This window comes from Streptomyces racemochromogenes, assembly GCF_039535215.1.
GTDB classification, from domain to species: Bacteria; Actinomycetota; Actinomycetes; order Streptomycetales; family Streptomycetaceae; genus Streptomyces; species Streptomyces racemochromogenes.
Genome location: NZ_BAAAWT010000001.1, coordinates 2493710 through 2515759, shown reverse-complemented (window position 1 = coordinate 2515759; position 22050 = coordinate 2493710). Strand labels below are relative to the sequence as shown.

Here is a 22050-nt window from a genome sequence, read left to right as displayed (position 1 = left end):
GTGTCCAGACGGTCCCGCTTCGAAATGCTGTGTGGGTGGGCGGGTGCTGGTGGGAGGGGGCGGGCGGCGGGAGGATCTGGGCATGGGTGTGAGTACGTCTGGGTCCGCGTTGAGGTGGCAGGGGTGGGTGGCGGGCATGGTCTGCCTGTCCGGCCTGCTGGTGTTCGCCCCGTTGGGGCTGTACGTCTGGGCCAGCGGGAGCCCCGCCGCCCCCGCCCCCGCCCCGCCGGAGGTACGGGTCACCGGGTGCCGGATCGACCCGCCGAGCCGGCGCGTGGTGGCGGTCCTGGAAGCCCGGGGCGAGGGCTCGTACGTCGCCACGGTCGAGTTCCGCGACCGCCCGCCGACCACCCCGGACGCCCGCGAATCCCGCACCCTGGTCCGCCTCCCGGGCCTGACCCGCGACACCCCCACCGCCGCCCGCACGGAGGCCGTCGGCCCGGTGTGGGCGGCGGGGACGGGGGTGTGGTGCGGGGTGACGGGGGTGGCGGGGGAGGGGTGAGGTCGGGGCACCCTGGAGGGGGTGGGGCGGTGTTCCCTCGCCCCGTCTCAGGGAGGGTTGGGGGCTTCCCGCCAGTCCCATCGTCCTTCCGGTCCGGGCCGGCCTGTCAAGGGCGCTCCTTCGTCGCGTCACTTCGTGATCGCCTTCGGCGACCCTTGACAGGCCGTCCCGAACCGGAAAGCCGAAAGACTGCCGGGAAACCCCCAAAGAAACGGGACGGACGATCCTTGGAGGAGCGGGCATCTCAGTGCTATGAGGGGCCAGGAGCCGGCCCGCCGGGCATCCGGGTCCTCACGCCTGCGATTCCGGGCCGGGGGCGCGACTACCCGCACGACAGGTCGACCAGAGCGACCTACGGAGCCCCCAGACGCGCCGGATCGCTACGCGCTCCTCTCGTCTCAGCGTCCGACGACCGTCCGGGGCTGGTGTACGACGCCCTGCGGGGCGGTGAGGACGACGGTGCGGCCGTCGGGGTCGGTCAGGGTGCGGGGGAGTCGTCTGTCAGGCCGAGGCGGAGGTAGCCCGTCTCGGGGCGGCGGGTGGCGGGGTAGAGCTCCAGGACGGTGCCGTCGGCGAGGGTCGCGGCGTAGTGGTCCGGGCCGTTGCCGTGGCGCTCCGGGACGAGGTCGAGGCCGAGGCCGGCATAGAAGTCGCGGCACTCGTCCAGGCGGTTCGTGTAGATGACCAGCAGGTCGATCGTCATGCGGAGGTCTTCTTCCGTCCGAGGACGGCCGTATAGCCCTGGAGCAGCAGGTCGACGCACCCGAGGGCCGCCCACACGAGGTAGAGCGTGCGGTGCTCGGGCTGTGAGGCCGCCAGCATGACCGCGATCGCAACGTTCACCGTGGTGAACAGCGGGCGCAGGAAAGGGTTGCGGGCGAGGAATTCAAGCATCGGTCCATCCCTCCGTCGGGCGGGACATCCGCCAACTCGGCTTGCACGCTGGGGTGATGCGGCCCCCTCTGGTATCCCGCTCAAGGTATACATACCATCGGGGGTATGCCAAGGAAGAATGAGTCCGAAGAGCTCGAAGAGCGGGACCTTGCCTACCGGATCGCCCAGGCGGTGTACGACCGCCGGATCGAACTGGGATGGTCTCAGCGCCAGTTGGCGGAGGCGGCCGGGATGCGGCAGCCGCACGTGTCGCGGCTGGAGGCGGCCCGGAGCCTGCCGAGCCTCGATGTCCTGCACCGGGTCGCGGAGGCCATGGGCACCGACCTCACGGTGTGCCTCGTGCCGCGCGAAGCCGCGAAGGCGGCGGAGGTGGTCACCCGATGAGACTGCCGCACCGGCACTCCGGGTACGCGCTGGAGGCGGTCGCGGCCGCCGTCGTGATCACCGCCCTCGTGGTCACCCGTGGGACCGGGCTCCTGGGCCTGGTCGTCTATGCGGCCGGGCAGCTCCTGATGATCGTCCCCGGCGCGATGCAGATCCGGCACCACTTCGCGCCGCCGTGCGCGGAGTGCGTCAAGGTGCTGCCGCTCAACCCGGCCGAGTCCGCGCGGGAGCCCGGCAGGGCGCGCCGGGCACTGTGGGCGTCCCACGCCTTCTTCGGCTCCGTCCCCCGGTTCGGCCTGGTCCTGTTCGCGAACACCTCCCTCGCGGTCCTGGGCTGTGCCCCGCTCTACCACCTGCTGGGAATGGAGGGCGCGCAGCGCAGGGCGTACCTCTTCCTGATCGCCGGGATCGTCCTCACCGTGGCCACTACGTGGACGACCCGTACACACAACCGCCTGGCGCCCTGGTGCCCTTACTGCGACGACGGGGACGAGGGCGACGAGGAGCCCGCCATGGACCCCACTGACGGGCGAGGTCAGCCGGCACCGGCGTGAGTGCGGTGTCGTCAGCCGAGTGCCTTCTCGATGGCCTCGAAGATGTCCGCGTCCGTCTCCTGCTGCCAGGACGGGAGGTCCGGCCAGTCGGCCACGTAACCCGGCTTCGGGTCCTCGGAGTGCTTGAACATCTGAGCGGTCCAACAGACGGCGACGAACCGGCCCTTCTGCTCCCGCGACAGGCGTGCGGTGGCAGCGCCGCTGATCTGGACGAACTGGCGCACCTGCGCGTACACGGCGCCCGCCGCCTCGCGCTCCCACTGAGGCGTCTCGTCCCACGGAGTCACGTAACCGGCCTTCGGCTCTCCGGGGAAGTGCTGTCGCACCCCCGCGATCCAGGCTTCGCGGAAGAGTCGTGCGCCTTCGGTCTGCGACATGTGAATCCCTCTCGTCGGCCCGCCAGAGCGTATCGTCCGCCCGGCGGAAACCGCGGTGCTCCGGGAGCTGAAAGGCGTACTTTGGCCATATGGCTGCTGAGCACTTGGGCGACCGTCTGAGTCGTCTTCGCCGCTTCGCCAACCTGACTCAAGAGGGTCTGGCGGAGCGGTCCGGTGTGTCCGTCGACGTGGTGCGCAAACTGGAGCAGAGGCGCAAGCACAGCGCCCGACTGCCCACGCTGCACGCACTGTCCAAGGGGCTTGGGGTCGAGCTGACGAGCTTGCTGGGCGATCCGCCCGGTGTGCCCTCGAACGGTGAGGCGGATTCCCCGGCGCTCGTGGCCGTGCGGCGGGCGATAATGCCGCCGTTGTTCGCCCCGCCCGAGGAGCCGACTGGTGCGGAGCGCTTGTCGCTCCCGCTCCTACGGGCCGAGTTGGCGGCCGGCTGGACCCTCTACCACTCCGCGGACTTCGGCCGCCTCATGGAGGTGCTGCCGGGCATCATCGCCGATGCCAGACTCCTCGCCGCCGTGGGGAACGCGGACCAGCGGGCGGCCGGACAAGCGGCTCTGGGCAAGGCACTGCAGCTTGGCGGACACCTGGCCATTCGCCTGGGCAAGACGGACCTCGCCCTCTCGGCATTGGAGCGGGCGTACACCGCAGCGGGAGACTCGTCGGACCCCTTGCTCGCGCCGATGCTGTCGAACTCCGTGGCGTGGGCCTACCAGAGGCAGGCCAGGCTGGACGACGCACGCAACCTGGCCGTACATGCGGCGGACGCGGTGGAACGCGAACACACCGGCAAATCCGAAGGAGTTCGCGTCTGGGGCGCACTGCTGATGTCCGCAGCCACGTCGTACGCCAGGAGCGACGACTACGCGACGGCCAACGACATGATGGTGACCGCCGAGAAGGCGGCCGGCCGCCTGGCGACGCTGCCTCCGCCGGCCGACGGCAAACTCGTCTCGGTGTTCAGCCGGTCGTCGGTGCGCATCGAGCGGGTCCGCCTCGCGGTCCAGCACGAGCGCCCGGAGGAGGCTTTGACGCTGGCCAGGGGGATAAGGCTCAGCAAGGACACCCCGCCTTCGTGGCGGACGTGGCTGCTCCTGGACCTGGCGCGCGCTCATGCGGACTTGGGGGATGCCACCGGCGCACTGAAGGCCCTCGAACGGCTGCGGAGGGTCGCCCCGGCGTGGATGCGGCACCACACCCTGGCCGTGGCGATCGTCACGGATCTGTGGGCCGGACCGCACCACCCCCCGGGCCTGCGTCAGCTGAAGGACTTCCTCGGCAACGCCAACTAAGTGCGGAAAACTGGGATGTTGCGTCCCTGTGGTCTTTCGCCGGCCGACGAGAAGATCGAACCGTCCGGCAGACGATGCGAGGGGTACATGACCACAGCCGCGCAGACGACCCATCCGCTCGACCCCGACAATCCGTGGTTGCGGGCACGAACCACCAGCAGTCCCAGCACCGAGCTCCTTGATCGTGCGCTGGTCGGCTGGGAGCGCTTCCTCGTCACCTTCGAGGGAGCGTCCGATGAGTGAGTGCTACGAATACCTCCCCCACCGCCTCCTCCACCGACGCGTCCGAGACATCGCCTCCGGCACCGAAGGCGTCCTCATGGCCGTGATCAACGAGAACGTCTCCGACACCGGCGTCGAACGCTGGATGGAACTGGCCTACATCCGTGGCGCGTGCGGCCGCGAATTCACCACCGCCGCCACCAACGTCGAACCCGCCCCGGACCAGCCCAAGACGGCCGCCGGCCGCCGAGACCAGAGAAGCGCGTAGCGATCTGTCGCGCCTGTCGGATCCCCAGGTCGATCTGTTCATCCTCTGGTGCGGGTATCAGCCCGGGACGGTCGTCGGACGCTGGGAAATGGGGAGCGCGTAGCGATCTGGCGCGCCTGTGGGCTCCGTAGGTCGCTCTGATCAACCTCTCGTGCGGGTAGCCGAGCACCCGGCCCGGGATCTGGACTCTTGAGGGCTCGGATGCCCGGCGGGCCGGCCCCGGCCCCTCGTCTCATCGCTGAGGGACCCGCTCCTCCAAGGATCGTCCGGCCCGTTTCTTTGGGGTTTCCCGGCAGTCTTTCGGCTTTCCGGTTCGGGTCGGTCGGTCAAGGGTGGCCGAAGGCCATCGCGTAGCGACGCGACCGAAGGGAGCGCCCTTGAGGGACCGGCCCGAACCGGAAGGACGATGGGACTGACGGGAAGCCCCCACGCTTCTCTGAGACCGCCCGAGGGGATACCGCCCCCCCCGGGCCACCGGCCCGCAGACGAGGGGGCGGGTGGGCAGCCACCGCCCGGCCGCACCCCTCGAGGGGGAGATAGCGGGCCCGAGGCGAAACGCCCCCAAGGCCCCAAACAGCCATGGCACCCGGTCCGGAGCCTGCGCGGTCCCGGACCGGGGCCGGTCAGTGGGCGCCGGCCCGGTCGGGGGATTCGAGGGCGGCGGCGTGGGCGTCCATGCGCTGGGCCGCGAGGATCGCCGCGGCGGTGTCGGCGCGGGACGCGGCGACGAGCAGGGCGCGGGCGGCCAGGTCGTGGGCGCGGCGGTGGAGGGTGCGGGTGTCGGGACCGTCCGCGAGGGCGGGGTGGGCGACGCGGACGGGGTCCGACCCGCGCAGGCGCGAAACCTGGGCTGCGATGCGTACGGCGCCGTCGTCGTCGAGGCCGAGCTCGTCGGTGACGGCGAGCAGCGCGGCCAGGTGACCGGCGAGCTGGATGTCGAGGGCTTCGCCCCGACTGCTCCGCGGGTACCCGGCGGGTTCGGTGCGGCCGGCGTCCACTCGGTGGACGACCGACTTGGCACGGCTCGGTTCGTACATGAGGAAGCCTCCTGCTTGGTCAGGAGGCCATCCTACATTGGAACCGGTCTAAGGTTGAGTCGAATCTTGGTTGAGTGGGAGTGGAGCGGTGCAACCGGAACGGGCGCCCCGAACACCCACCCCACCCCACCCCCTACGGCTGCCCGTACCCGTCCAGGAAGCGGCCGATCCGGGTGACGGCGTCCGCGAGGTCCTTCGTGTTGGGCAGGGTCACGATGCGGAAGTGGTCGGGCTCCGGCCAGTTGAAGCCCGTACCGTGCACCACCATGATCTTCTCGGCCCGCAGCAGGTCGAGGACCATCTGCCGGTCGTCCTTGACCTTGTAGACCGCCGGGTCGAGCTTCGGGAACAGGTACAGCGCGCCCTTCGGCTTCACGCAGGTGATGCCCGGGATCTGGGTCAGCAGGTCGTACGCCGTGTCGCGCTGCTCCAGCAGCCGCCCGCCCGGCAGCACCAGGTCGACGATCGACTGCCGCCCGCCCAGCGCGGTGGCCACGGCGTGCTGCGAGGGCATGTTGGCGCACAGGCGCATGTTGGCCAGGATCGTCAGGCCCTCGATGTACGACGAGGCGTGCTTCTTCGGTCCGCAGACCGCCATCCAGCCCGCCCGGTACCCGGCGACCCGGTAGTTCTTGGACAGGCCGTTGAAGGTCAGCGTCAGCAGGTCGGGCGCGATCGCCGCGGTGTTCGTGTGCGTGGTGCCGTCGTAGAGGATCCGGTCGTAGATCTCGTCGGAGCAGACCACGAGGTTGTGCCGGCGGGCGATGTCCGTCAGCCCGCGCAGCATCTCGTCGTCGTAGACGGCGCCGGTCGGGTTGTTCGGGTTGATGATCACGATCGCGCGCGTGCGGTCGGTGACCTTGCGCTCGATGTCCGCGAGGTCGGGCATCCAGTCGGACTGCTCGTCGCAGCGGTAGTGCACGGCGGTGCCGCCGGCCAGCGAGACCGACGCGGTCCACAGCGGGTAGTCCGGGGCGGGGACCAGTACCTCGTCGCCGTCGTCCAGCAGCGCCTGCATCGACATCTGGATCAGCTCGGAGACGCCGTTGCCGAGGTAGATGTCCTCGACGTCCAGGTGGATGCCCTTGGTCTGATAGTGCTGCATGACCGCGCGCCGCGCCGACAGCAGGCCCTTCGCGTCCCCGTAGCCGTGGGCGTTGCCCAGGTTGCGGAGCATGTCCTCGAGGATCTCCGGCGGGCAGTCGAAGCCGAAGGCCGCGGGGTTGCCGGTGTTCAGCTTGAGGATGCGATGACCTGCCGCTTCGAGCCGCATCGCCTCTTCGAGGACGGGTCCGCGGATCTCGTAGCAGACATTGGCGAGTTTCGTTGACTGGATCACCTGCATGACGGGAGCTTACGGGCCCTGCCGCCCGCCCGCGCGGCCGTTCCGGGGGAATTCCACCGAGCGATATGCCCCACTTCGCGCGATGGAGGGGTGGCGCCCCCGTCCACCCTTTGAAACGGCGGCGCGGCCGCCGTCCGGCCTGCGGAATGGGTGAGGGCGCGGAAGCGCCGGGCCGCCGGTGTTGCGCTCGTCACCCCGCGGCGGCGGGGTCCGTCCGACCTACCCCCGAGTAGGGTCCGGGCCCGCCCCGGCCTGTGTCGAGGGTCATGGTTTCGGCCAGTGGACCTGGATTGACGGAAAGCTTTCTTTAGGTGAGCCTTACCTTGCTTTCGCGGCCGACGGAGCCGCATCCCCTCATCCCGGAGCCCGCGCATGTCCTCCCCAGCCGCCAGACTCGCCCCCCGCCCCGTCCGCCTCTACGACTCGTGGTGGACCGTCGCGGCGGGGGCCCTCTGTGCGCTGGTCGTCCTGGCGGCGGGCCTGTGGTGCTCGCTGCACATGCAGGCCGACGCGGCCATGCACTCCGCCGCGCTGTTCGCGCACCTCGCCTCGCTGGTGCTGGGCTTCGGTGCGGTGCTCTCCGCCGACTACTACGGTCTGCTGTGGGCCACCGGCCGCTGCGGCCTGGCGGAGGTCGTCGCCGCGACCTCCCGGCTCCACGTACCGATCTGGGCCGGCCTCGGGGGCCTCGTGGTGAGCGGCCTGATGCTCCACCCCGACCTGACCTCCCCGCTGACCATGACCAAGATCGGCCTGGTCGCGCTGCTGACCGTCAACGGCCTCCAGGCCGGCCTCCTGGGCCGCCGCCTCGAAGCAGCCACCGGCGAGGTGGGCCGCGGCCTCCTCCTCTGGGGCGGCGCGACCGCACTGGTCTCCCAGGCCTGCTGGTGGGGCGCGGTCGTCATCGGCTTCCTCAACACCAACCGCTGACCGAACGCCGGCCCGTTGTCAGTGCCCCCGCCTACCGTGGGTGCATGAAGCCGCTCACGATCATCTCCGGGGACGCGACGAGTCCGCAGGCCAAGGGCCCCAAGCTGATCGCGCACGTCAGCAACGACATAGGCGGCTGGGGAAAGGGCTTCGTGCTCGCCCTCTCCCGGCGCTGGCCCGAGCCGGAAGCCGAGTTCAGGGCCTGGCACCGCGGCCGCAGCGGCAACGACTTCGGGCTCGGCGCCGTGCGGGTGGTGCGGGTGAAGCCCGACGTCTGGGTGGCCAACATGGTCGGCCAGCGGGGGATACGCACCGGCAGCGGCGGCCCGCCCATCCGCTACGACGCCGTCGAGAGCTGCCTCGTCAAGCTGGCGGACCACGCCCTGGAGCTGGGGGCGAGCGTCCACATGCCCCGCATCGGGTGCGGCCTGGCGGGCGGCAAGTGGTCCCGCATCGAACCGCTGATCACCGAGGCGCTCTGCGCGCGGGACGTGGCGGTGACGGTGTACGACCACGCGTGAGGTGACATGCGGGCCCGGTCGCCGACGACCGGGGCGCGGCGGCGTGGCAGCATCGCCGCATGCGCTTCCGATACGCCACCGAGGCCGACGCGCCCGCCATGGCACGGCTGTTCGCCGCCAACCACCACGACGCCCTCACCGAAGAGCAGCGTGCCGCTCAGGGCTTCGTGCAGGGGGCCTTCGGCCTCGACACCCTGCGCGCCATGGCCCGGGACGGGGAGCTGCTCGTGGCCGACGCCGGGCACGGTCAGGTCGCCGGGCTGCTCGCGCTGTCGGTCGCCGCGGACATGGGCGACCCGCCGGCGGCGGTCCTCGGGCTGCTGCGCGCCCAGCCGGAGCTCGACTGGCGGGGACGTCCGCTGAGCGAGGTGCCGTGGCTGCTGTACGGGCCGGTCGTGGTCGACGCCGCCTTCCGCGGGCACGGCGTGGCCCGGGGCCTGTTCGAGAGGGCGGTCGAGGCCTCGGCCGGGCGCGCCGAGGCGCTGGTCGCCTTCATCGAGGCGGGCAACGCCGCCTCCTGGCGGGTGCACGTCGACGCGTTCGGCATGACCCCGCTCGGCGAGTACGCGGTCGCCGGCCGCACCTACACCGCCGTCGCCACCCCGGCCGAGCGGCCGGCCGCGTAGAGCCCGCCGGGCCCGGAACCCCGGTTCGCGGTTCCGGCCGGGGGCGGCTCCGGACGCGCTCCGGAGGCGGATCGATTCGCCTCCGGCGGGGGCCCGGAGCCCGCCCGTCAGCCCTCCACGATCACCAGGGGCAGCTCCCGGGGCCCCGCGAGCGCCTGGTATTCCTCGTAGGGCGGCCACAGTGCGGTCAGTGCCTCCCAGTACGTCTCCCGCTCGACGGGGTCCGCCGTGCGCGCCCAGGCCGCGAAGGTCCGGGTGCCCACCTGGAGGCGGACCTCCGGGTGCGCGGTCAGGTTCCCGTACCAGGCGGGCCGGCGGGGCCCGCCCGAGTCGGCGGCGACGACCAGGTACCGGCCCTCGTCCTCGGCGTAGACCAGCGGCGTGCGCACCGGCCGGCCCGTGGCGCGGTCGAGGGTGGTCAGGAGCAGGGTCGGGACCCCGTGCCACAGGTGGCCGTCGGTGCCGCCGCTCGCCACGTAGGTCCGTACGTGGTCGAGCCGCGGCCCGGGGTGCGGGTCCGTCGGGTTGTCCCAGTCGACCGGGGAAACCGGGGAGACCGGGGCGGGGGTGCCGGCCGGGGCGGGCGGCATGGCAACAACGTTCATCTGACCTCCGTAGGGCGTCCCCCGGAGCGCTAACGAGCCTTTACCGATTCTGGATGCGCCGGACCCGTAGCGCACGCGCACAGGTCTGGACCAAGCTCGGACCATGGATCTGGAGCTGAGGCACCTCAAGATCGTCAGAGCCGTGGCGGACGCCGGCAGCCTGACCCGCGCCGCCACCGCCCTCGGGCTCGCGCAGCCCGCCCTGAGCGGCCAGCTCAAACGCATCGAGCGGGCCCTGGGCGGCGCACTCTTCGAGCGCGGACGGGACGGCGTACGGACCACCGCGCTCGGCGAACTCGTGCTGGAGCGCGCCCGCGTCCTGCTGCCCGCCCTGTCCGAGCTCCAGGAGGAGGCGGTGCGCTTCGCCCGCGGCGGCGCGGCCGGGTACCGGCTCGGCGGGACCCACGGGCCGCTGCTCGGCGGGCTCGTCGACCGGCTCGCCCACCAGGAACCCGGGGTGCCGGTGACCACGTGCACGTCCTGGTCGGAACGGGAGATCGCCCAGGGCGTGGCCGCCGGGCGGCTGGACTTCGCGCTGGTCGGCGCGTGCGGCGAGAGCGCCCCGCCGGAGCCGGGCCGGCTCGCCTGGCTGGAGGTGGCCCGGGACCCGGTCCACGTGATGCTGGCCGACGACCACCCGCTGGCCCGCCGCGCGGAGATCGAGCTGGCCGAGCTGGCCGCCGAGGCCTGGACCGACGTACCGGGCGACGGCTGCTTCGGGGACTGCTTCGCGGCGGCCTGCGTCCGCGCCGGGTTCACGCCCGCCTGCGTCTACGAGACCGACACCGCGTCCTGCGTGCACCTGGTCCAGGTCGGCCGGGCCGTCGGGCTGTGCCGGGCCACGTTCCCCGCGACCTGCGGGGTGGTGGCCCGGCCGCTCGCCGGGAGCCCGCTCGTGTGGCGGCACCTGCTGGGCTGGCACCCGGCGGCGCCGGCCGCGGCCCGGGCGCCGGGCGTACTGGCGCACGCCCGGGCCGCGCACGCGGAGGCGCTGGCCCGCTCCGCGGGGGGCGCGGGTGGGGGGCGTGCGGCGGGGCCGGCGGTGCGGGAGGCGGCGATGGGGGCCGCCACGTCCTGAGGGGCAGGGCCAGGGGCAGGGGGCAGGGAGCCGGGGTGGTGGGCCGCTGCGCGGGGCCGGGTCCCCTACCCGCCCTTCGCCCGTTCCCCGGGGCGCTGCCCCGGACCCCGTTCCCGGGGGCTCCGCCCGAGACCCCCGCGCCTCAAACGCCGGCGAGGCCGGAAGTTGCCGTCCTGCGAGGCGCTCCCGGGCAAGCCGCGGCCCCGGGGGAGGCCCCGGGGTCGTGGTTCGGCAGCCCTGGTCGGGCGGGCGTTACGGGAGGTAGCGCTCGATGACCTGCGGGCCCTCCTTCTCGATCAGCTTCCGCGCCGCTTCGACCCGCTCCGGAGTCGGGTCGTGGCCGGTCGCCATCACCAGGTCCTCGGGGTCGTACGCGCGCTCTCCACCCGTGAAGAGCCGGTCCGACCGGGTGGGCTGCTCGTTGGCTTCACTGTCCATCGGATACCTCCTGCCGTACCCCCCCAGGCCCCCATCCTGATGCCCCCGCCCCATGAACGCACGCCGGGGACCGGACGGGCCCGGCCATAACACCGGGGAAGGGGCCAACCGGCAGCTCCCGTAAGCAGGTTCGGATTCCTACGGTTTCGGTGACCCCCACCGAACCGAGGAGATCCACCATGCTCAAGCGACACGCCCGCGCGGCGTGTACCGCCCTGGCCGCCGCCGGGCTGCTGCTGGCCGGCACCACCGCCGCGGGGGCCGCCACCCCCACCGGGGACCCGGCCGCACCGCAGAAGTCCGCGACGGCCACCCTGCGCCCCGGCGACACGCCCGCCGAGCTGCTCACCGCCCTCCGGCGCGACCTCGGCCTGACCCCCGCGCAGGCCAGGGACCGCCTCACCCACGAGGCCGAGGCGGGCGCCACCGCCGCCCGGCTGCGCGCCCGGCTGGGCGCCGCCTTCGCCGGGGCCTGGGTCGACGGGGCCGACTCCGCCACCCTGACGGTGGCCACCACCCGCGCCGCCGACGCCGCCGCGATACGCGCGGCCGGGGCGGAGGCGAAGGTCGTCAGCCGCTCCCTCGCCGGCCTGGACGCCGTGAAGGCGGGGCTCGACCGGGCCGCCACCGCCGAGACGCCCGTCCGGTACGTCGACCCGCGCACCAACACCCTCGTCGTCGAGGAGACCCGGCCCGGCGCGGCCGCCGGGCTGCTGGCCGCCACCGGCACCGACCCCGCGCTCGTGACGGTCGTGCGCACCGCCGCCGAGCGGGCCCCGCGCCCGCTGTACGACCTGCGCGGCGGGGACGCGTACTACATGAACGGCCAGGGCCGCTGCTCCGTCGGCTTCCCGGTCACCAAGGGCACCGCCCAGGGCTTCGCCACCGCCGGCCACTGCGGCCGCGTCGGCACCACCACCAGCGGCTTCAACCAGGTCGCCCAGGGCTCGTTCCAGGCGTCGGTGTTCCCGGGCAACGACATGGCGTGGGTCGCCGCCAACACCAGCTGGACCGCCACCCCGTACGTCAAGGGCAGCGGCGGCGCGAACGTCCAGGTCACCGGCTCCGTCCTGCAGCCCGTCGGCTCCTCCGTCTGCCGCTCCGGATCGACCACCGGCTGGCACTGCGGAACCGTCCAGCAGCAAAACACCAGCGTCACCTACCCCGAGGGCACCATCTCGGGCGTCACCCGGACCACGGTCTGCGCCGAGCCCGGCGACTCCGGCGGCTCCTACATCTCCGGCAGCCAGGCCCAGGGCGTCACCTCGGGCGGCTCCGGCGACTGCACCAGCGGCGGCACCACCTTCTTCCAGCCGCTGAACCCGATCCTGTCGGCGTACGGCCTGACCCTCAAGGTCACCGGCTCCGACCCGGGCCCCGGCCCCGGCCCCGGCCCCGAGGACCCGCAGCCCGGCGGCACCTGGAAGGCCGGCACCGTCTACGCGGCCGGGGACACCGTCACGTACGGCGGCGCGGCCTACCGCTGCCTCCAGGGCCACCAGGCCCAGACGGGCTGGGAGCCGTCGGTGGTCCCGGCGCTCTGGCAGAAGCTGTAACCCGCGAGCAGGGGGTGCCGTGACGACCAAGGGGGGCGTCGCGGCACCCCCGCCCGCACGCCGCGGCACCCGCGCCTAGACCACCGCGGTCAGGGTGGCGAGGGCGCCGATCGCGGCCAGCGCCCCGCAGATCGACAGGTTGACCACCCGGTGCTCCCAGAACACCGCGACGAACTCGCGCAGCAGGGCGCTCGGCAGGAAGTAGCGGGCCGTCGGCGAGCCGAGGACCTGCCCGTTGACCCCCGTCTTGCGGGCCAGCATCGCGGCGCGGAAGGCGTGGAAGTTGTTGGTGACGACCACGCACCGGTAGCCCGGCTCGTCCGCCAGCATGATCCCCTTCGAGAAGAGCATGTTCTCCTCGGTCGTGGCCGAGTTCTCCTCCAGTCGCACGTGCTCCGCCGGCACGCCCTCGGCGATCAGCCAGTCGGCCATGGCCCGCGCCTCGGAGACCCGCTCGTCGGACCCCTTGCCGCCCGAGGTGAGCAGCACCGGCGGGCGGGAGCCGCGGGCCAGCTGGGCCTCGTAGATCTGCTGCCCCTTGCGCAGCCGGGAGGCCAGCAGCGGCGGCACCCGGTCCCCGCCGATCAGGCCGGAGCCCAGCATGACCACGTGGTCGACGTCCCCGCGGACCTTGATCCGGCCGTAGAGGAAGGCGTAGCCGAGGAAGCACAGGAAGATGAAGGCGACGTAGCCGACGACCAGGGTCAGCGTCGTGGCCATGCCGGTCAGGACGGTGGAGTGGAACATCGGGACGGCGATCAGCAGCGCGATCATCCCGAAGATGCCCAGTCCCGCGAGCATCGACAGCAGGTTGGCCGGGCGCCGGCCCTCCTTGCGGATCATCGTGACGCCGTTGGCGATCAGGAAGCCGCCGATCGCCAGCGTGCCGAGCACGGGCGCGGTGAACGCCAGCGCGAAGATCGCCAGGGCCGCCCACGCGGGCAGGGCCGCCACCTTGAAGAGCAGCGTCGCCGCCAGCGTGATGCAGGTCAGGCCGAGCAGCACGGCGTTGCTGAAGCGGCGGCGGTCCTTGAAGGCGCTCACGCAGAAGGCGAGGAAGAAGACGGCGGGGAGGAGGAAGACGGCCATGGCGTTCATCGTATGTGCAGGCCGTGAACCTCCGAGGGGACCAAAGTCCTACGCCGGGACGGGGGTTCTGCGGACGGCCCGTCCGGCCAGGACGTCCGTCCGCTTCCCGTCCCGCATGACGAACCGTCCGTCGATCAGGACGTGCGGGATGCCCGTCGGCAGGGCGCGCGGCCGCTCGTACGTGGACCCGGCCGCGACCGTGTCCGGGTCGAAGAGGACCAGGTCGGCGCGGAAGCCCTCGCGGACGAGTCCCCGGTCGGGCAGCCGCAGCCGTGCCGCCGGGCGGCCCGACAGGTGGGCCACGCACTCCTCCAGGGTCAGCACGCCCAGCTCGCGCACGTAGTGGCCGAGGTAGTGCGGGAAGGTGCCGTGGGCGCGGGGGTGCGGCTTCGCGCCGTGCAGGATGCCGTCGGAGCCGCCGGTGTGGACGGGATGGCGCATGATCGCCCGGACGTTCTCCTCGTGGCCCACGTGCTGGAGGACGGTCGGCCCGAGCCGGTCGCCGATCAGCAGCCGCCGCGCGGTGTCCCAGCCGTCGAGGCGGGTGCCGACGTGGCCGCCGTACGCGGGGTCGTTCGTCCCGGAGACCTCCACGGTCGCCCAGTCCACCGGTACGCCGTGGCAGCCGTCGGAGCCCTCCACCTCCAGCGCGTACCGGATCCGCCGGGCGGTGTCCTCGTCGCGCAGCCGCGCCAGCAGGGCCTCGGGGCCGCCCTCGTGGGCCCAGCCGGGGAGCAGCGCGGCGAGGGTGGTGCAGCCGGGGGTGTACGGGTAGCTGTCGAGGGTGACGTCGGCGCCGTCGGCGAGGGCCGCGTCGAGGAGGGCCAGCAGTTCGGGGGCCCGGCCCCGGTTCTCGCGGAAGTTCATGGTGGCGTGGGCCAGGTGCAGGGCGCAGCCGGCCTCGCGGGTGAGGGTGAGCATCTCGGCGTACGCGGCGAGCGCGCCGCGCCCGTACGAGCGGTGGTGCGGGCAGTAGTAGCCGCCGTACCGGGCCACGACCTCGCACAGTTCGGTGAGTTCGGAGCCGGTGGCGTACATGCCGGGGGTGTAGGTGAGCCCGGAGGACAGGCCGACGGCGCCCTGTTCCAGGCCCTCGGCGACGAGCAGGCGCATCCGGTCGAGTTCGGCGGGGGTGGCGGGGCGGTCGTCCCAGCCGAGGGCGTACGCGCGGACGGTGCCCTGCGGGACGAGGTAGGCGGCGTTGACGGCGGTGCCGTGGCCGCCGTGGGCGCGGTCGAGCCGGTCGAGGTACTCGCCGACGGTCCGCCAGTCGAAGTCGACGTCGTCGCCGGGGCCGTTCCAGCCGGCGATGGCGGTGCGTACGCCGGCCAGGGTCGGTTCGTCGGCGGGCGCGTAGGACAGGCCGTCCTGGCCGAGGACTTCGAGGGTGACGCCCTGGGCGGCCTTGGCCGAGTGGTCCGGGTCGCGGAGCAGCGCGAGGTCGCTGTGGGCGTGCATGTCCGTGAACCCGGGGGCCAGGGCCAGCCCGTGGGCGTCGAGGGTCTCCCGTCCGCCGGACGGGATCCGGCCGATGGCGGCGATCCGGCCCTCGTGCACGGCGACGTCCGCGGTGTACGAGGGCCCGCCCGTGCCGTCGACGACACGGGCGCCCCGGATGACGAGGTCCACGGCTAGAAGAAGGTGCGGACGTAGTCGCCGACCCTGCCGTCGGCCCCGACGACCGGGATCAGCGGCCACTTCTCGAAGATGGTGCAGGGGTGCGACATGCCGAGCGCCACCCAGTCGCCGACCTGGAGGTCCTCGGCGGAGCCGGTCTCCAGCCAGGCGTGCTGGTCGGAGAGCTTGACGACGCGGATGCCGGTGGCGGGGCGTTCGGTGCCGTCGAGGGCGTCGCGTACCAGTTCGGCCTCGGGCAGGCCGAGGTCGTAGGCGACGTCGCGCTTGCCGGCGTTGACGAAGGCCTGGGTGGGGGAGGGGCGGGAGACGACCTGCGTCCAGAGCCGGAAGGCGGGGCGCAGTCCGCCCTCCGCGGGGACCCGGTTGAAGGGGGTCAGGCGGCCGTACCAGCCGTGGTCGTGGGAGACGTACGCACCGGAGCGCAGCAACTTCAGCACGGGCCGGGACAGCTCGGGCAGTTCCGCGAACACGTCGGCGACGGCGTCGAACCAGGCGGAGCCGCCGGCGCTGACGACGATCTCCTCGACGTCGGTGCCGAACCGCCCGGCCTTGTCGAACTCGGCGGCGAGTCCGGTGAGCCGGCGCAGCCAGGCGTGGACCTTCTCCGGGTCGGCGTCGGGCACCTCGGCCTCGTAGCCGGCGATGCCGACGAGGCGGAGGGTGCCGGTGGCGGCGACGGCGTCGGCGACGGCCCGGCAGTCCTCGTCGGTACGGGCCCCCGTGCGCGCCCCCTCGCCGGCGCCGAGCTCGACGACGACGTCGATGCGGGCGCCCTGGCCCTGGAGGGCCCGGTCCATGAGCTGGACCCCGCGCACGGAGTCGACGTAGCAGACGAACCGGAAGCCGGGGTCGGCGACGAGCTCCGCGGCGACCCAGCGCAGGGCGGCGGGGTCGACGAGCTCGTTGGCGAGGAAGATCCGCGGGATCCCGAAGGCGCGGTAGACGCGGGCCTGGTGGGGGACGGCGGCGGTGATGCCCCAGGCGCCGTGGGCGAGCTGGCGCTCGAACAGCTGGGGGGCCATGCAGGTCTTGCCGTGGGGCGCGAAGGCGAGGCCGTGGCGGGCGGAGTACTCGCCGAGGACCGTGAGGTTGTGTTCGAGCGCGTCGGCGTCGAGGGTCAGGACGGGGGTGGTGAACCCGCCGGTGTACAGGTCCCGCCCCTGCGCGGCGAGCTCCCCGACGGTGAGGCCGGCCGCCTGGGCGTCCGGGGGCAGGCCCTTGAACCGGTGGTCGACCGGTTCGTCGGCGAGCCGGCGGACTGCGTCGCTGGCCATGGGGTCCTCCTGGGGGGTGGTGCGGTCGCGCTGCGCGTTGCCTGTGGTGTAACACCCGGTGGGACGAGGGTCAACGCTCTCCCGGTTCCGCCCGGGGGCGCGCGGGACGCTGCGCGGGGCCGTCCCCCACCCGCCCTTCCACCGTTCCCCGGGCGCTGCCCGGACCCGCGCCTCAATCGCCGGCGGGGCTGAACAAGGCTCAAACGCCGCGTGGGCTGGAATTTCGCTGCGCGAAATCCAGCCCCGCCTGGGGGCACCTCCCAGCGGTAGCTGGGGGAGTTTGAGGCGCGGGGGTCTGGGGGCGGAGCCCCCCGGGGGTCCGGGGCGGGGCCCCGGGGAACGGGCGAAGGGCGGGTAGGGGACTCGGCACCGCGCAGCGGGAGGCGTAGCCCGTCCTCGCGAACCGGTCGAGCGGGCGTCACGCGGGAGGCGGCCCGCTGTCACCATCAGCGGGGGAAACACCCCCGTACCGATACGAACGCAGAGGACCCCGCCGTGAGCGAGAAGACCGCCGTCACCCCCGAGTCGCACCCCGCCCCGCCCGCCAAGTTCTCGCACGGCGTCCGCAAGGGCAACATCCTCCAGGTCGCCGGCCAGGTCGGTTACCTGCCGCACGTCGAGGGGCAGCCGCCCACCACCGCCGGGCCGACGCTGCGCGAGCAGACCCTCCAGACGCTGGAGAACGTCCGCTCCGTGCTGGAGGCCGGCGACGCGTCCTGGGACGACGTGGTGATGATCCGCGTCTACCTGACCGACACCGGCCACTTCGCCGAGATGAACGAGATCTACAACGCCTACTTCGACGAGCAGGGCGTGAAGGTTCCCGCCGCCCGCACCACGGTGTACGTGGGCCTGCCCGCCGGGCTGCTGGTCGAGATCGACGCCCTGGCGGTGCTCGGCTGACGCCGGACCCGCCAAAGGGGCGCCCCCCTGGCGGTGGGGCGCCCCGGCTCGGCGGTGCGTGCCGGCACTGCGCGTCACGCGTCGCGCGCTACGCGCAGTACTGGGCTTCCTTGCCGATCGAGCGGTACATGCAGTCCGCGTTCTCCAGCAGCTGGAGCACCGCTTCCTTGTTGCGCGCCGTCTCGCGGTCGATGACCTCGTCGGGCGGGTAGAAGCCGCCGCCGCCGTTCGCCGGGTACATCTCGAAGGTGTAGGCGAAGATCTTCTGGTTGCCCCACAGCCAGTCGTCGATCGTGCCGTCGGTGATGTACAGGTCGCTCGACTGTTCGGGCGTGTAGCCGTTGCTGGCGGCCATGCTCGTGCCGATCTTCTTGTACACGGCGAGGTCGTCGGCCGTCAGGCCCGGCGCGGTGTCGTTGTAGGTGTAGCCGAACGGCCACAGCACCAGTTCGCTGTACGTGTGGAAGTCGATGGCGGCGGTGATCTGCTGCTTGCCGCCGACCACACGGGTGCGGACGAAGTCGGAGACGGCCTTCACCTCGGGTGCGGAGGCCGCGGCCGGTCCGCGGTAGGTCTCGGAGCTCTTGCTGCTGCTGGAGCCGCCGCAGCAGCCCCACTTGTAGTCCCAGTTGCGGTTCTCGTCGGTGCCGACGTAGGAGGAGCCGCTGTTGGGCTGGCGGTTCTTGCGCCAGGAGCGGTAGGAGCCGGTGGCGATGTCGTACTCGCCGCCGTCCGGGTTGAGGTCCGGGATGATCCAGATCTCGCGCTGGTTGACCATGTTCGTGATCCGGCTCTCGGTGCCGTACTTGGAGCCGAACTCCTTGAGCAGGTACAGGGCCATTTCCACGGTCAGGTGCTCGCGGGCGTGCTGGTGGGCCGTGAAGAGGACCTCGGGTTCGGCCTCGTCCGTGCCGACGTTGTCGCTGATCTTGATGGCGATGAGGTCGCGGCCCTCGTACGACTTCCCGATGACCTGCTTGCTCATGATCCCGGGGTACTGGGCGATGCGCTGGTCGATCTCGGCCTTGGCCTCGGCGTAGTTGTGGTACCTGGAGTCGGCCGAGGGGAAGTCCATCGGTGACGCCGCGACGCCGCGCTCGCCGCGGTCCGGCGGGCCGGGCAGCGGGGTCAGCGCGTACCCGAGCGCGCGCAGGCTCCGGGCCTGCATGGGGTCGGCGCTGACCACGACCGAGCGGGCGTCCACCTCGTCGATCGAGGCCCCGGTGCGCAGCAGGGCCGTGCGTTCGGCGGCCGTGGAGGGGCCCTGGATCTCGTACTGGGCGATGGCCTCGTCCTGCGTCGCCGTGGACGGGGTGGGCGGCGGTGCTGCCGTCGCGCTCATGCCGTAGGCGGGTGCGCCGAGCGCGAGCGCCAGCAGGGCCGCCGTGACGGCGGCCCTCCGGCGGGTGTGGAGCCGCATGCGTTCTCCTGGGTGGGAGTGTGGGGGTAGCCGTGCGGACGCGCACAGCGTGCTCTTGTGGCATGTCCCGGTCAATAGCCCCGGGGGTATCCGGCGGGCTCACCGGACCGAATCAGCCACCCCCACACCTCTACCGCCTACGGCAGCCCGTGGACCTTGGGACCCACCGCGTTGGACCAGGTGCTACCCGCCTTGGCGTCCCAGTTGGTCGACCAGGTCATCGCCCCGCGCAGCGAGGGGTAGGTCTTCGACGGCTTGAAGGACCCGCAGTTCGTGCCCCTGGCCAGGCAGTCCAGGGCGTTGTTCACGACGGTCGGGGAGACGTAGCCGCTGCCGGCCCCGCTCGGCGAGGCGGGGACGCCGATGCCCACCTGGGAGGGGTCGAGGCCGCCCTCCAGCTGGATGCAGGCCAGCGCCGTCAGGAAGTCCACCGAGCCCTGGGAGTAGACCTTGCCGTCGCAGCCGTTCATCGCGCCGCTGTTGTAGTACTGCATGTTCACGACCGTCAGGATGTCCTTCACGGCCAGCGCGGTCTTGAAGTACCCGCCCTGCGTGGACTGCATGTCGATGGTCTGCGGGGCCATGGTCAGGACCAGGGAGGGGCCCGCCTTCGCCGACAGGGCGCGCAGCGCCTGCGTCATGTAGGTCGGGTTGAGGCCGTTCTCCAGGTCGATGTCGATCCCGCTGAAGCCGTACTCCTGCATCAGGGCCCAGGCGGAGTTGGCCAGATTCGTCGCGGAGGCGGAGTCGTTGACCGAGATCGTGCCCTTCTCGCCGCCGATGGAGAGGATGACCGACTTGCCGGCCGCCTTCTTGGCGGCGACGTCGGCCTTGAACTGGGCCACGGTGTAGCCGCCGAGGCCGGCCGAGTCGAGGTTGAAGGCGATGGCGCCGGGCGTGGTCGTGGCGTCGGCGAAGGAGACCGCGATGATGTCGTACTGCGCGGAGACGTCGGAGAGCTTCTGGACGGTCGCGCCGTTGTTGAAGTTCTGCCAGTACCCGGTCAGCGCGTGCCTGGGCACCGACGGGTTCGGGTTCGGGCCGCCGCCCCCGGTGGTGGTGCCGGTGACGGGTGCCGACTTGGGGCCCTCGCCCGCCGCGTTGTACGCGCTCACCTGGAAGGAGTACGAGGTGCTCGGCGCGAGGCCGGTGACGGGCGTGGAGGTGTTCGCCACCGTCTGGACGCGCACGCCGTCCTGATAGACGTGGTAGCCGCCCGCCCCGCTGACCGCGTTCCACGAAAGGGTGAGCCCGTTCTGGCTCTGGCCGGAAACGACGGCCCCGGCGGGCGCGCCCGGAAGGCCCGGCCCGGGGTCGGTGGGGCCGCCGCCGTCCGGGCCGAAGACGCTGAACTCGTCGACGGCGTAGGCCGGCTGGCCGTACCAGCCGTGGGTGTAGACGGTGACCTGGGTGGTGTTCGGCCCGGTGGTGAAGGTGGTCGACAGCTTCTGCCAGCCGCCGCCCGAGCCCGGGGTCCAGGTGGAGACGTCCTGGGTCCCGGTGCCGGTGGCGCCCAGGTAGACGTACGAGCCCTGCACCTGGGCGCTGAGCGTGTACGTGGAATTCGGCTTGACCGTGACGGTCTGGCCGCAGCGGGCGTTGTCCGAGCCCGCCGGGGTGGCCTTCAGGGCGCCCGCCCCGGCGTAGACGGGCGAGGAGACGGAAGCGCCGCTGCCGTTGGAGCAGGACCAGTTGGCGAGGCCCGACTCGAAGCCGCCGTTGCGGACGACGTTGACGTCGGCGGCCTGGGCGGGTCCCGCCGCGAGGGCGGTGAGGCCGCCGGCGGCGAGGGTGGCGGCGAGTGGCAGGGCGAGGGAGCGTATGCGGTTCACGTGGGCTCCGTGGGGGGAGGAAGGGGAGGAGGGGGAGGGAGAGCTGTGAGGGGGGAGTGGGGGTCCCCGGGACCGAAAGCCGGCGCCAGCCAAGTTGGTCCAGACCAATCCCCGTGTCAAGAGTGTTTGCAATGTGGCTTGAAACGGACCCGGTCCCGATCCCTGTTGTCCGGGTTTCCCGCCTCCTGTGACATGTGCTTCCGGCACGGGAATCTCCAAGCCCCTGCCCTGCCAGGGGCGTCGCGGATATGGTGCACGGGCAAGGGGGAAGGGCGCCGATCGTTTGCGGTCGCGCAGCATGCGCGCGTGCGCAGGTCCGGCCGTCGGCCGGGCGAACGGACGCCGCGCGGAGGGTGAACGGGGGGATTCGCGTGCCGACCGCCATCGCTGTCACCAGTGCCGATCTGGTGCTGCCGGCCCCCGACCGGCACACCCCCGGCGCCGCCGTACTGCACCCGCCCGCCGAAGCCGGGCTGGAGGCCTCCCTCGCCGCGGCCGGCACCCTGCTGGAGCGGCACGGCCACCTCGTGGCCGTCGTACCGTCCTGGCTGCCCCCGGCCACCGCACACCGCCTGCGCACCGTGCGCGCCATCCTGGAGACCGACCGGATCGCGCTCGTCGACACCGACCTCCCGCCGCTGGGCACCGCCGTGCTGGTGCGTCAGCTGCGCCAGCTCACCGTCTGCGACTTCAGCCCCGGCGTGATCGCCTCCGCCGCCCGGCTGCTGTCCCACTACGTCTACGCGGGAGCCCTGCTGGGCTCCGTCGCCAAGCTCGACCGGATCCCGGTCGGCCTCAAGGCACACGCCCGCTCCTGGTCGCCCAGCGCCCAGTTCGCCGTACTCGCCCACCCGTCGCCGCACCTGGCCCGGCTCGGCCCCGCCGCCACCGGCGTGATCCCGCCCGGCCCCGCCTTCGCCACCCACCTCACCTTCGCGCGCGGCCAGCTGTCCTCCGACTGGGTCGCCGCCGAACTGGCCCCCGCCTGGCAGGTGCAGGGCGTCATGGAGAACCCGCTGCCCGCCGACTCCGCCCGCTGGTGGGCCACCCCCAAGCTCGTCGAGTTCGCCGCCGCCATCCCCGACGTCTCCGTGCTCCACCAGCTGGTCTCCTCGGTGCGCCGCGAGGAGTGCGGCTGGTGCGGCTTCGAGCTCATCGGCGACCGCTGCGGCTTCTGCGCCGCCCCCCTGGCCGCACCCCCGCCCGAGGTGCCCGCCGCCCGATCGAGAACCGGATCCTGACCGCCCGAACGA

The 22050-nt window shown here is 72.7% G+C and carries 24 protein-coding genes; 12 read left to right on the top strand and 12 right to left on the bottom strand.

Going from position 1 to position 22050, the window contains the following annotated elements:
- Positions 1 to 82: 82 nt before the first annotated feature.
- On the top strand, positions 83 to 502 hold the full coding sequence (locus tag ABD973_RS11375; protein ID WP_125822274.1) for a hypothetical protein: 420 nt from the start codon (positions 83 to 85) through the stop codon (positions 500 to 502).
- A 478-nt stretch (positions 503 to 980) separates the two neighbouring features.
- Here the strand turns inward: ABD973_RS11375 and ABD973_RS11370 are convergent, their stop codons facing one another.
- Both ABD973_RS11370 and ABD973_RS11365 read right to left on the bottom strand, forming a co-directional pair.
- Positions 981 to 1205 (bottom strand): VOC family protein, encoded by a 225-nt coding sequence (locus ABD973_RS11370; protein ID WP_345500065.1) that lies wholly within the window; start codon positions 1203 to 1205, stop codon positions 981 to 983.
- A complete protein-coding gene (locus tag ABD973_RS11365) occupies positions 1202 to 1396 on the bottom strand; it encodes a hypothetical protein (RefSeq protein ID WP_125822276.1) in 195 nt (64 codons plus the stop codon). The genes ABD973_RS11370 and ABD973_RS11365 overlap by 4 nt, the downstream gene beginning before the upstream one ends.
- A 105-nt stretch (positions 1397 to 1501) precedes the next feature.
- Here ABD973_RS11365 and ABD973_RS11360 point away from each other — a divergent pair, with 105 nt between their 5' ends.
- Both ABD973_RS11360 and ABD973_RS11355 read left to right on the top strand, forming a co-directional pair.
- On the top strand, positions 1502 to 1780 hold the full coding sequence (locus ABD973_RS11360; protein WP_125822277.1) for a helix-turn-helix domain-containing protein: 279 nt from the start codon (positions 1502 to 1504) through the stop codon (positions 1778 to 1780).
- Complete coding sequence (locus tag ABD973_RS11355) at positions 1777 to 2334, top strand: hypothetical protein (protein ID WP_125822278.1); 558 nt, start codon at positions 1777 to 1779, stop codon at positions 2332 to 2334. The genes ABD973_RS11360 and ABD973_RS11355 overlap by 4 nt, the downstream gene beginning before the upstream one ends.
- Before the next feature lie 11 nt (positions 2335 to 2345).
- Here the strand turns inward: ABD973_RS11355 and ABD973_RS11350 are convergent, their stop codons facing one another.
- Complete coding sequence (locus tag ABD973_RS11350; protein WP_345500064.1) at positions 2346 to 2711, bottom strand: hypothetical protein; 366 nt, start codon at positions 2709 to 2711, stop codon at positions 2346 to 2348.
- Positions 2712 to 2800: 89 nt separating this feature from the next.
- Here ABD973_RS11350 and ABD973_RS11345 point away from each other — a divergent pair, with 89 nt between their 5' ends.
- The gene (locus ABD973_RS11345; protein ID WP_345500063.1) at positions 2801 to 4015 is read left to right on the top strand and encodes a helix-turn-helix domain-containing protein; all 1215 of its coding nucleotides are present in this window, start codon (positions 2801 to 2803) and stop codon (positions 4013 to 4015) included.
- Between the two features lie 235 nt (positions 4016 to 4250).
- A complete protein-coding gene (locus ABD973_RS11340; protein ID WP_345500062.1) occupies positions 4251 to 4505 on the top strand; it encodes a hypothetical protein in 255 nt (84 codons plus the stop codon).
- A gap of 623 nt (positions 4506 to 5128) precedes the next feature.
- On the opposite strand, the gene ABD973_RS11335 is transcribed toward ABD973_RS11340, so the two are convergent.
- A complete protein-coding gene (locus ABD973_RS11335; protein WP_125822282.1) occupies positions 5129 to 5542 on the bottom strand; it encodes an SCO4983 family protein in 414 nt (137 codons plus the stop codon).
- Between the two features lie 133 nt (positions 5543 to 5675).
- Positions 5676 to 6887 (bottom strand): pyridoxal phosphate-dependent aminotransferase, encoded by a 1212-nt coding sequence (locus ABD973_RS11330; RefSeq protein ID WP_125822283.1) that lies wholly within the window; start codon positions 6885 to 6887, stop codon positions 5676 to 5678.
- Positions 6888 to 7259: 372 nt separating this feature from the next.
- On the opposite strand from ABD973_RS11330, the gene ABD973_RS11325 reads away from it, so the two are divergent.
- The 3 genes from ABD973_RS11325 to ABD973_RS11315 are packed head-to-tail and all read left to right on the top strand — an operon-like array spanning position 7260 to position 8964.
- Positions 7260 to 7817 carry a hypothetical protein gene (locus ABD973_RS11325; RefSeq protein ID WP_185899786.1) on the top strand — a complete coding sequence of 186 codons (558 nt, stop codon included), beginning with the start codon at positions 7260 to 7262 and terminating at the stop codon, positions 7815 to 7817.
- Between the two features lie 44 nt (positions 7818 to 7861).
- Positions 7862 to 8338, top strand: coding sequence for a macro domain-containing protein (locus ABD973_RS11320; protein WP_345500061.1), 477 nt, complete (start codon positions 7862 to 7864; stop codon positions 8336 to 8338).
- Positions 8339 to 8397: 59 nt separating this feature from the next.
- Positions 8398 to 8964 (top strand): GNAT family N-acetyltransferase, encoded by a 567-nt coding sequence (locus ABD973_RS11315; RefSeq protein WP_125604768.1) that lies wholly within the window; start codon positions 8398 to 8400, stop codon positions 8962 to 8964.
- Between the two features lie 107 nt (positions 8965 to 9071).
- Here the strand turns inward: ABD973_RS11315 and ABD973_RS11310 are convergent, their stop codons facing one another.
- A complete protein-coding gene (locus ABD973_RS11310) occupies positions 9072 to 9569 on the bottom strand; it encodes a nitroreductase family deazaflavin-dependent oxidoreductase (RefSeq protein WP_125822285.1) in 498 nt (165 codons plus the stop codon).
- Positions 9570 to 9672: 103 nt separating this feature from the next.
- On the opposite strand from ABD973_RS11310, the gene ABD973_RS11305 reads away from it, so the two are divergent.
- Entirely contained in the window at positions 9673 to 10647 is a 975-nt protein-coding gene (locus ABD973_RS11305; RefSeq protein ID WP_345500060.1) for a LysR family transcriptional regulator, read from the top strand.
- Positions 10648 to 10899: 252 nt separating this feature from the next.
- On the opposite strand, the gene ABD973_RS11300 is transcribed toward ABD973_RS11305, so the two are convergent.
- Complete coding sequence (locus tag ABD973_RS11300; RefSeq protein WP_007266193.1) at positions 10900 to 11085, bottom strand: hypothetical protein; 186 nt, start codon at positions 11083 to 11085, stop codon at positions 10900 to 10902.
- Between the two features lie 179 nt (positions 11086 to 11264).
- Here ABD973_RS11300 and ABD973_RS11295 point away from each other — a divergent pair, with 179 nt between their 5' ends.
- A complete protein-coding gene (locus ABD973_RS11295) occupies positions 11265 to 12641 on the top strand; it encodes a carbohydrate-binding protein (protein WP_345500059.1) in 1377 nt (458 codons plus the stop codon).
- Between the two features lie 75 nt (positions 12642 to 12716).
- On the opposite strand, the gene ABD973_RS11290 is transcribed toward ABD973_RS11295, so the two are convergent.
- The 3 genes from ABD973_RS11290 to ABD973_RS11280 are packed head-to-tail and all read right to left on the bottom strand — an operon-like array spanning position 12717 to position 16642.
- Positions 12717 to 13730 carry a YdcF family protein gene (locus ABD973_RS11290; protein WP_125603978.1) on the bottom strand — a complete coding sequence of 338 codons (1014 nt, stop codon included), beginning with the start codon at positions 13728 to 13730 and terminating at the stop codon, positions 12717 to 12719.
- Positions 13731 to 13778: 48 nt separating this feature from the next.
- Positions 13779 to 15359, bottom strand: coding sequence for an N-acyl-D-amino-acid deacylase family protein (locus ABD973_RS11285; RefSeq protein ID WP_345500058.1), 1581 nt, complete (start codon positions 15357 to 15359; stop codon positions 13779 to 13781).
- Between the two features lie 2 nt (positions 15360 to 15361).
- A complete protein-coding gene (locus ABD973_RS11280; protein WP_345500057.1) occupies positions 15362 to 16642 on the bottom strand; it encodes an amino acid deaminase in 1281 nt (426 codons plus the stop codon).
- Between the two features lie 495 nt (positions 16643 to 17137).
- On the opposite strand from ABD973_RS11280, the gene ABD973_RS11275 reads away from it, so the two are divergent.
- Positions 17138 to 17545 (top strand): RidA family protein, encoded by a 408-nt coding sequence (locus tag ABD973_RS11275; protein WP_125822290.1) that lies wholly within the window; start codon positions 17138 to 17140, stop codon positions 17543 to 17545.
- A gap of 88 nt (positions 17546 to 17633) precedes the next feature.
- Here the strand turns inward: ABD973_RS11275 and ABD973_RS11270 are convergent, their stop codons facing one another.
- On the bottom strand, positions 17634 to 18965 hold the full coding sequence (locus tag ABD973_RS11270; protein ID WP_125605074.1) for a M14 family metallopeptidase: 1332 nt from the start codon (positions 18963 to 18965) through the stop codon (positions 17634 to 17636).
- 137 nt (positions 18966 to 19102) lie between these two features.
- On the bottom strand, positions 19103 to 20797 hold the full coding sequence (locus ABD973_RS11265) for a chitinase (RefSeq protein WP_345500056.1): 1695 nt from the start codon (positions 20795 to 20797) through the stop codon (positions 19103 to 19105).
- A gap of 371 nt (positions 20798 to 21168) precedes the next feature.
- Here ABD973_RS11265 and ABD973_RS11260 point away from each other — a divergent pair, with 371 nt between their 5' ends.
- Entirely contained in the window at positions 21169 to 22038 is an 870-nt protein-coding gene (locus ABD973_RS11260; RefSeq protein ID WP_345500055.1) for a hypothetical protein, read from the top strand.
- Positions 22039 to 22050 lie beyond the last annotated feature (12 nt).

What these genes read in the sequence shown, in the direction of transcription:
- ABD973_RS11355 (WP_125822278.1), top strand. Translation starts at nt 1,777, where the DNA reads ATGAGACTGCCGCACCGGCACTCCGGGTACGCGCTGGAGGCGGTCGCG.
- ABD973_RS11300 (WP_007266193.1), bottom strand. Translation starts at nt 11,085, where the DNA reads ATGGACAGTGAAGCCAACGAGCAGCCCACCCGGTCGGACCGGCTCTTC.
- ABD973_RS11280 (WP_345500057.1), bottom strand. Translation starts at nt 16,642, where the DNA reads ATGGCCAGCGACGCAGTCCGCCGGCTCGCCGACGAACCGGTCGACCAC.
- ABD973_RS11350 (WP_345500064.1), bottom strand. Translation starts at nt 2,711, where the DNA reads ATGTCGCAGACCGAAGGCGCACGACTCTTCCGCGAAGCCTGGATCGCG.
- ABD973_RS11335 (WP_125822282.1), bottom strand. Translation starts at nt 5,542, where the DNA reads ATGTACGAACCGAGCCGTGCCAAGTCGGTCGTCCACCGAGTGGACGCC.
- ABD973_RS11320 (WP_345500061.1), top strand. Translation starts at nt 7,862, where the DNA reads ATGAAGCCGCTCACGATCATCTCCGGGGACGCGACGAGTCCGCAGGCC.
- ABD973_RS11345 (WP_345500063.1), top strand. Translation starts at nt 2,801, where the DNA reads ATGGCTGCTGAGCACTTGGGCGACCGTCTGAGTCGTCTTCGCCGCTTC.
- ABD973_RS11365 (WP_125822276.1), bottom strand. Translation starts at nt 1,396, where the DNA reads ATGCTTGAATTCCTCGCCCGCAACCCTTTCCTGCGCCCGCTGTTCACC.
- ABD973_RS11325 (WP_185899786.1), top strand. Translation starts at nt 7,260, where the DNA reads ATGTCCTCCCCAGCCGCCAGACTCGCCCCCCGCCCCGTCCGCCTCTAC.
- ABD973_RS11315 (WP_125604768.1), top strand. Translation starts at nt 8,398, where the DNA reads ATGCGCTTCCGATACGCCACCGAGGCCGACGCGCCCGCCATGGCACGG.
- ABD973_RS11270 (WP_125605074.1), bottom strand. Translation starts at nt 18,965, where the DNA reads ATGCGGCTCCACACCCGCCGGAGGGCCGCCGTCACGGCGGCCCTGCTG.
- ABD973_RS11370 (WP_345500065.1), bottom strand. Translation starts at nt 1,205, where the DNA reads ATGACGATCGACCTGCTGGTCATCTACACGAACCGCCTGGACGAGTGC.
- ABD973_RS11340 (WP_345500062.1), top strand. Translation starts at nt 4,251, where the DNA reads ATGAGTGAGTGCTACGAATACCTCCCCCACCGCCTCCTCCACCGACGC.
- ABD973_RS11310 (WP_125822285.1), bottom strand. Translation starts at nt 9,569, where the DNA reads ATGAACGTTGTTGCCATGCCGCCCGCCCCGGCCGGCACCCCCGCCCCG.
- ABD973_RS11305 (WP_345500060.1), top strand. Translation starts at nt 9,673, where the DNA reads ATGGATCTGGAGCTGAGGCACCTCAAGATCGTCAGAGCCGTGGCGGAC.
- ABD973_RS11375 (WP_125822274.1), top strand. Translation starts at nt 83, where the DNA reads ATGGGTGTGAGTACGTCTGGGTCCGCGTTGAGGTGGCAGGGGTGGGTG.
- ABD973_RS11295 (WP_345500059.1), top strand. Translation starts at nt 11,265, where the DNA reads ATGCTCAAGCGACACGCCCGCGCGGCGTGTACCGCCCTGGCCGCCGCC.
- ABD973_RS11290 (WP_125603978.1), bottom strand. Translation starts at nt 13,730, where the DNA reads ATGGCCGTCTTCCTCCTCCCCGCCGTCTTCTTCCTCGCCTTCTGCGTG.
- ABD973_RS11330 (WP_125822283.1), bottom strand. Translation starts at nt 6,887, where the DNA reads ATGCAGGTGATCCAGTCAACGAAACTCGCCAATGTCTGCTACGAGATC.
- ABD973_RS11360 (WP_125822277.1), top strand. Translation starts at nt 1,502, where the DNA reads ATGCCAAGGAAGAATGAGTCCGAAGAGCTCGAAGAGCGGGACCTTGCC.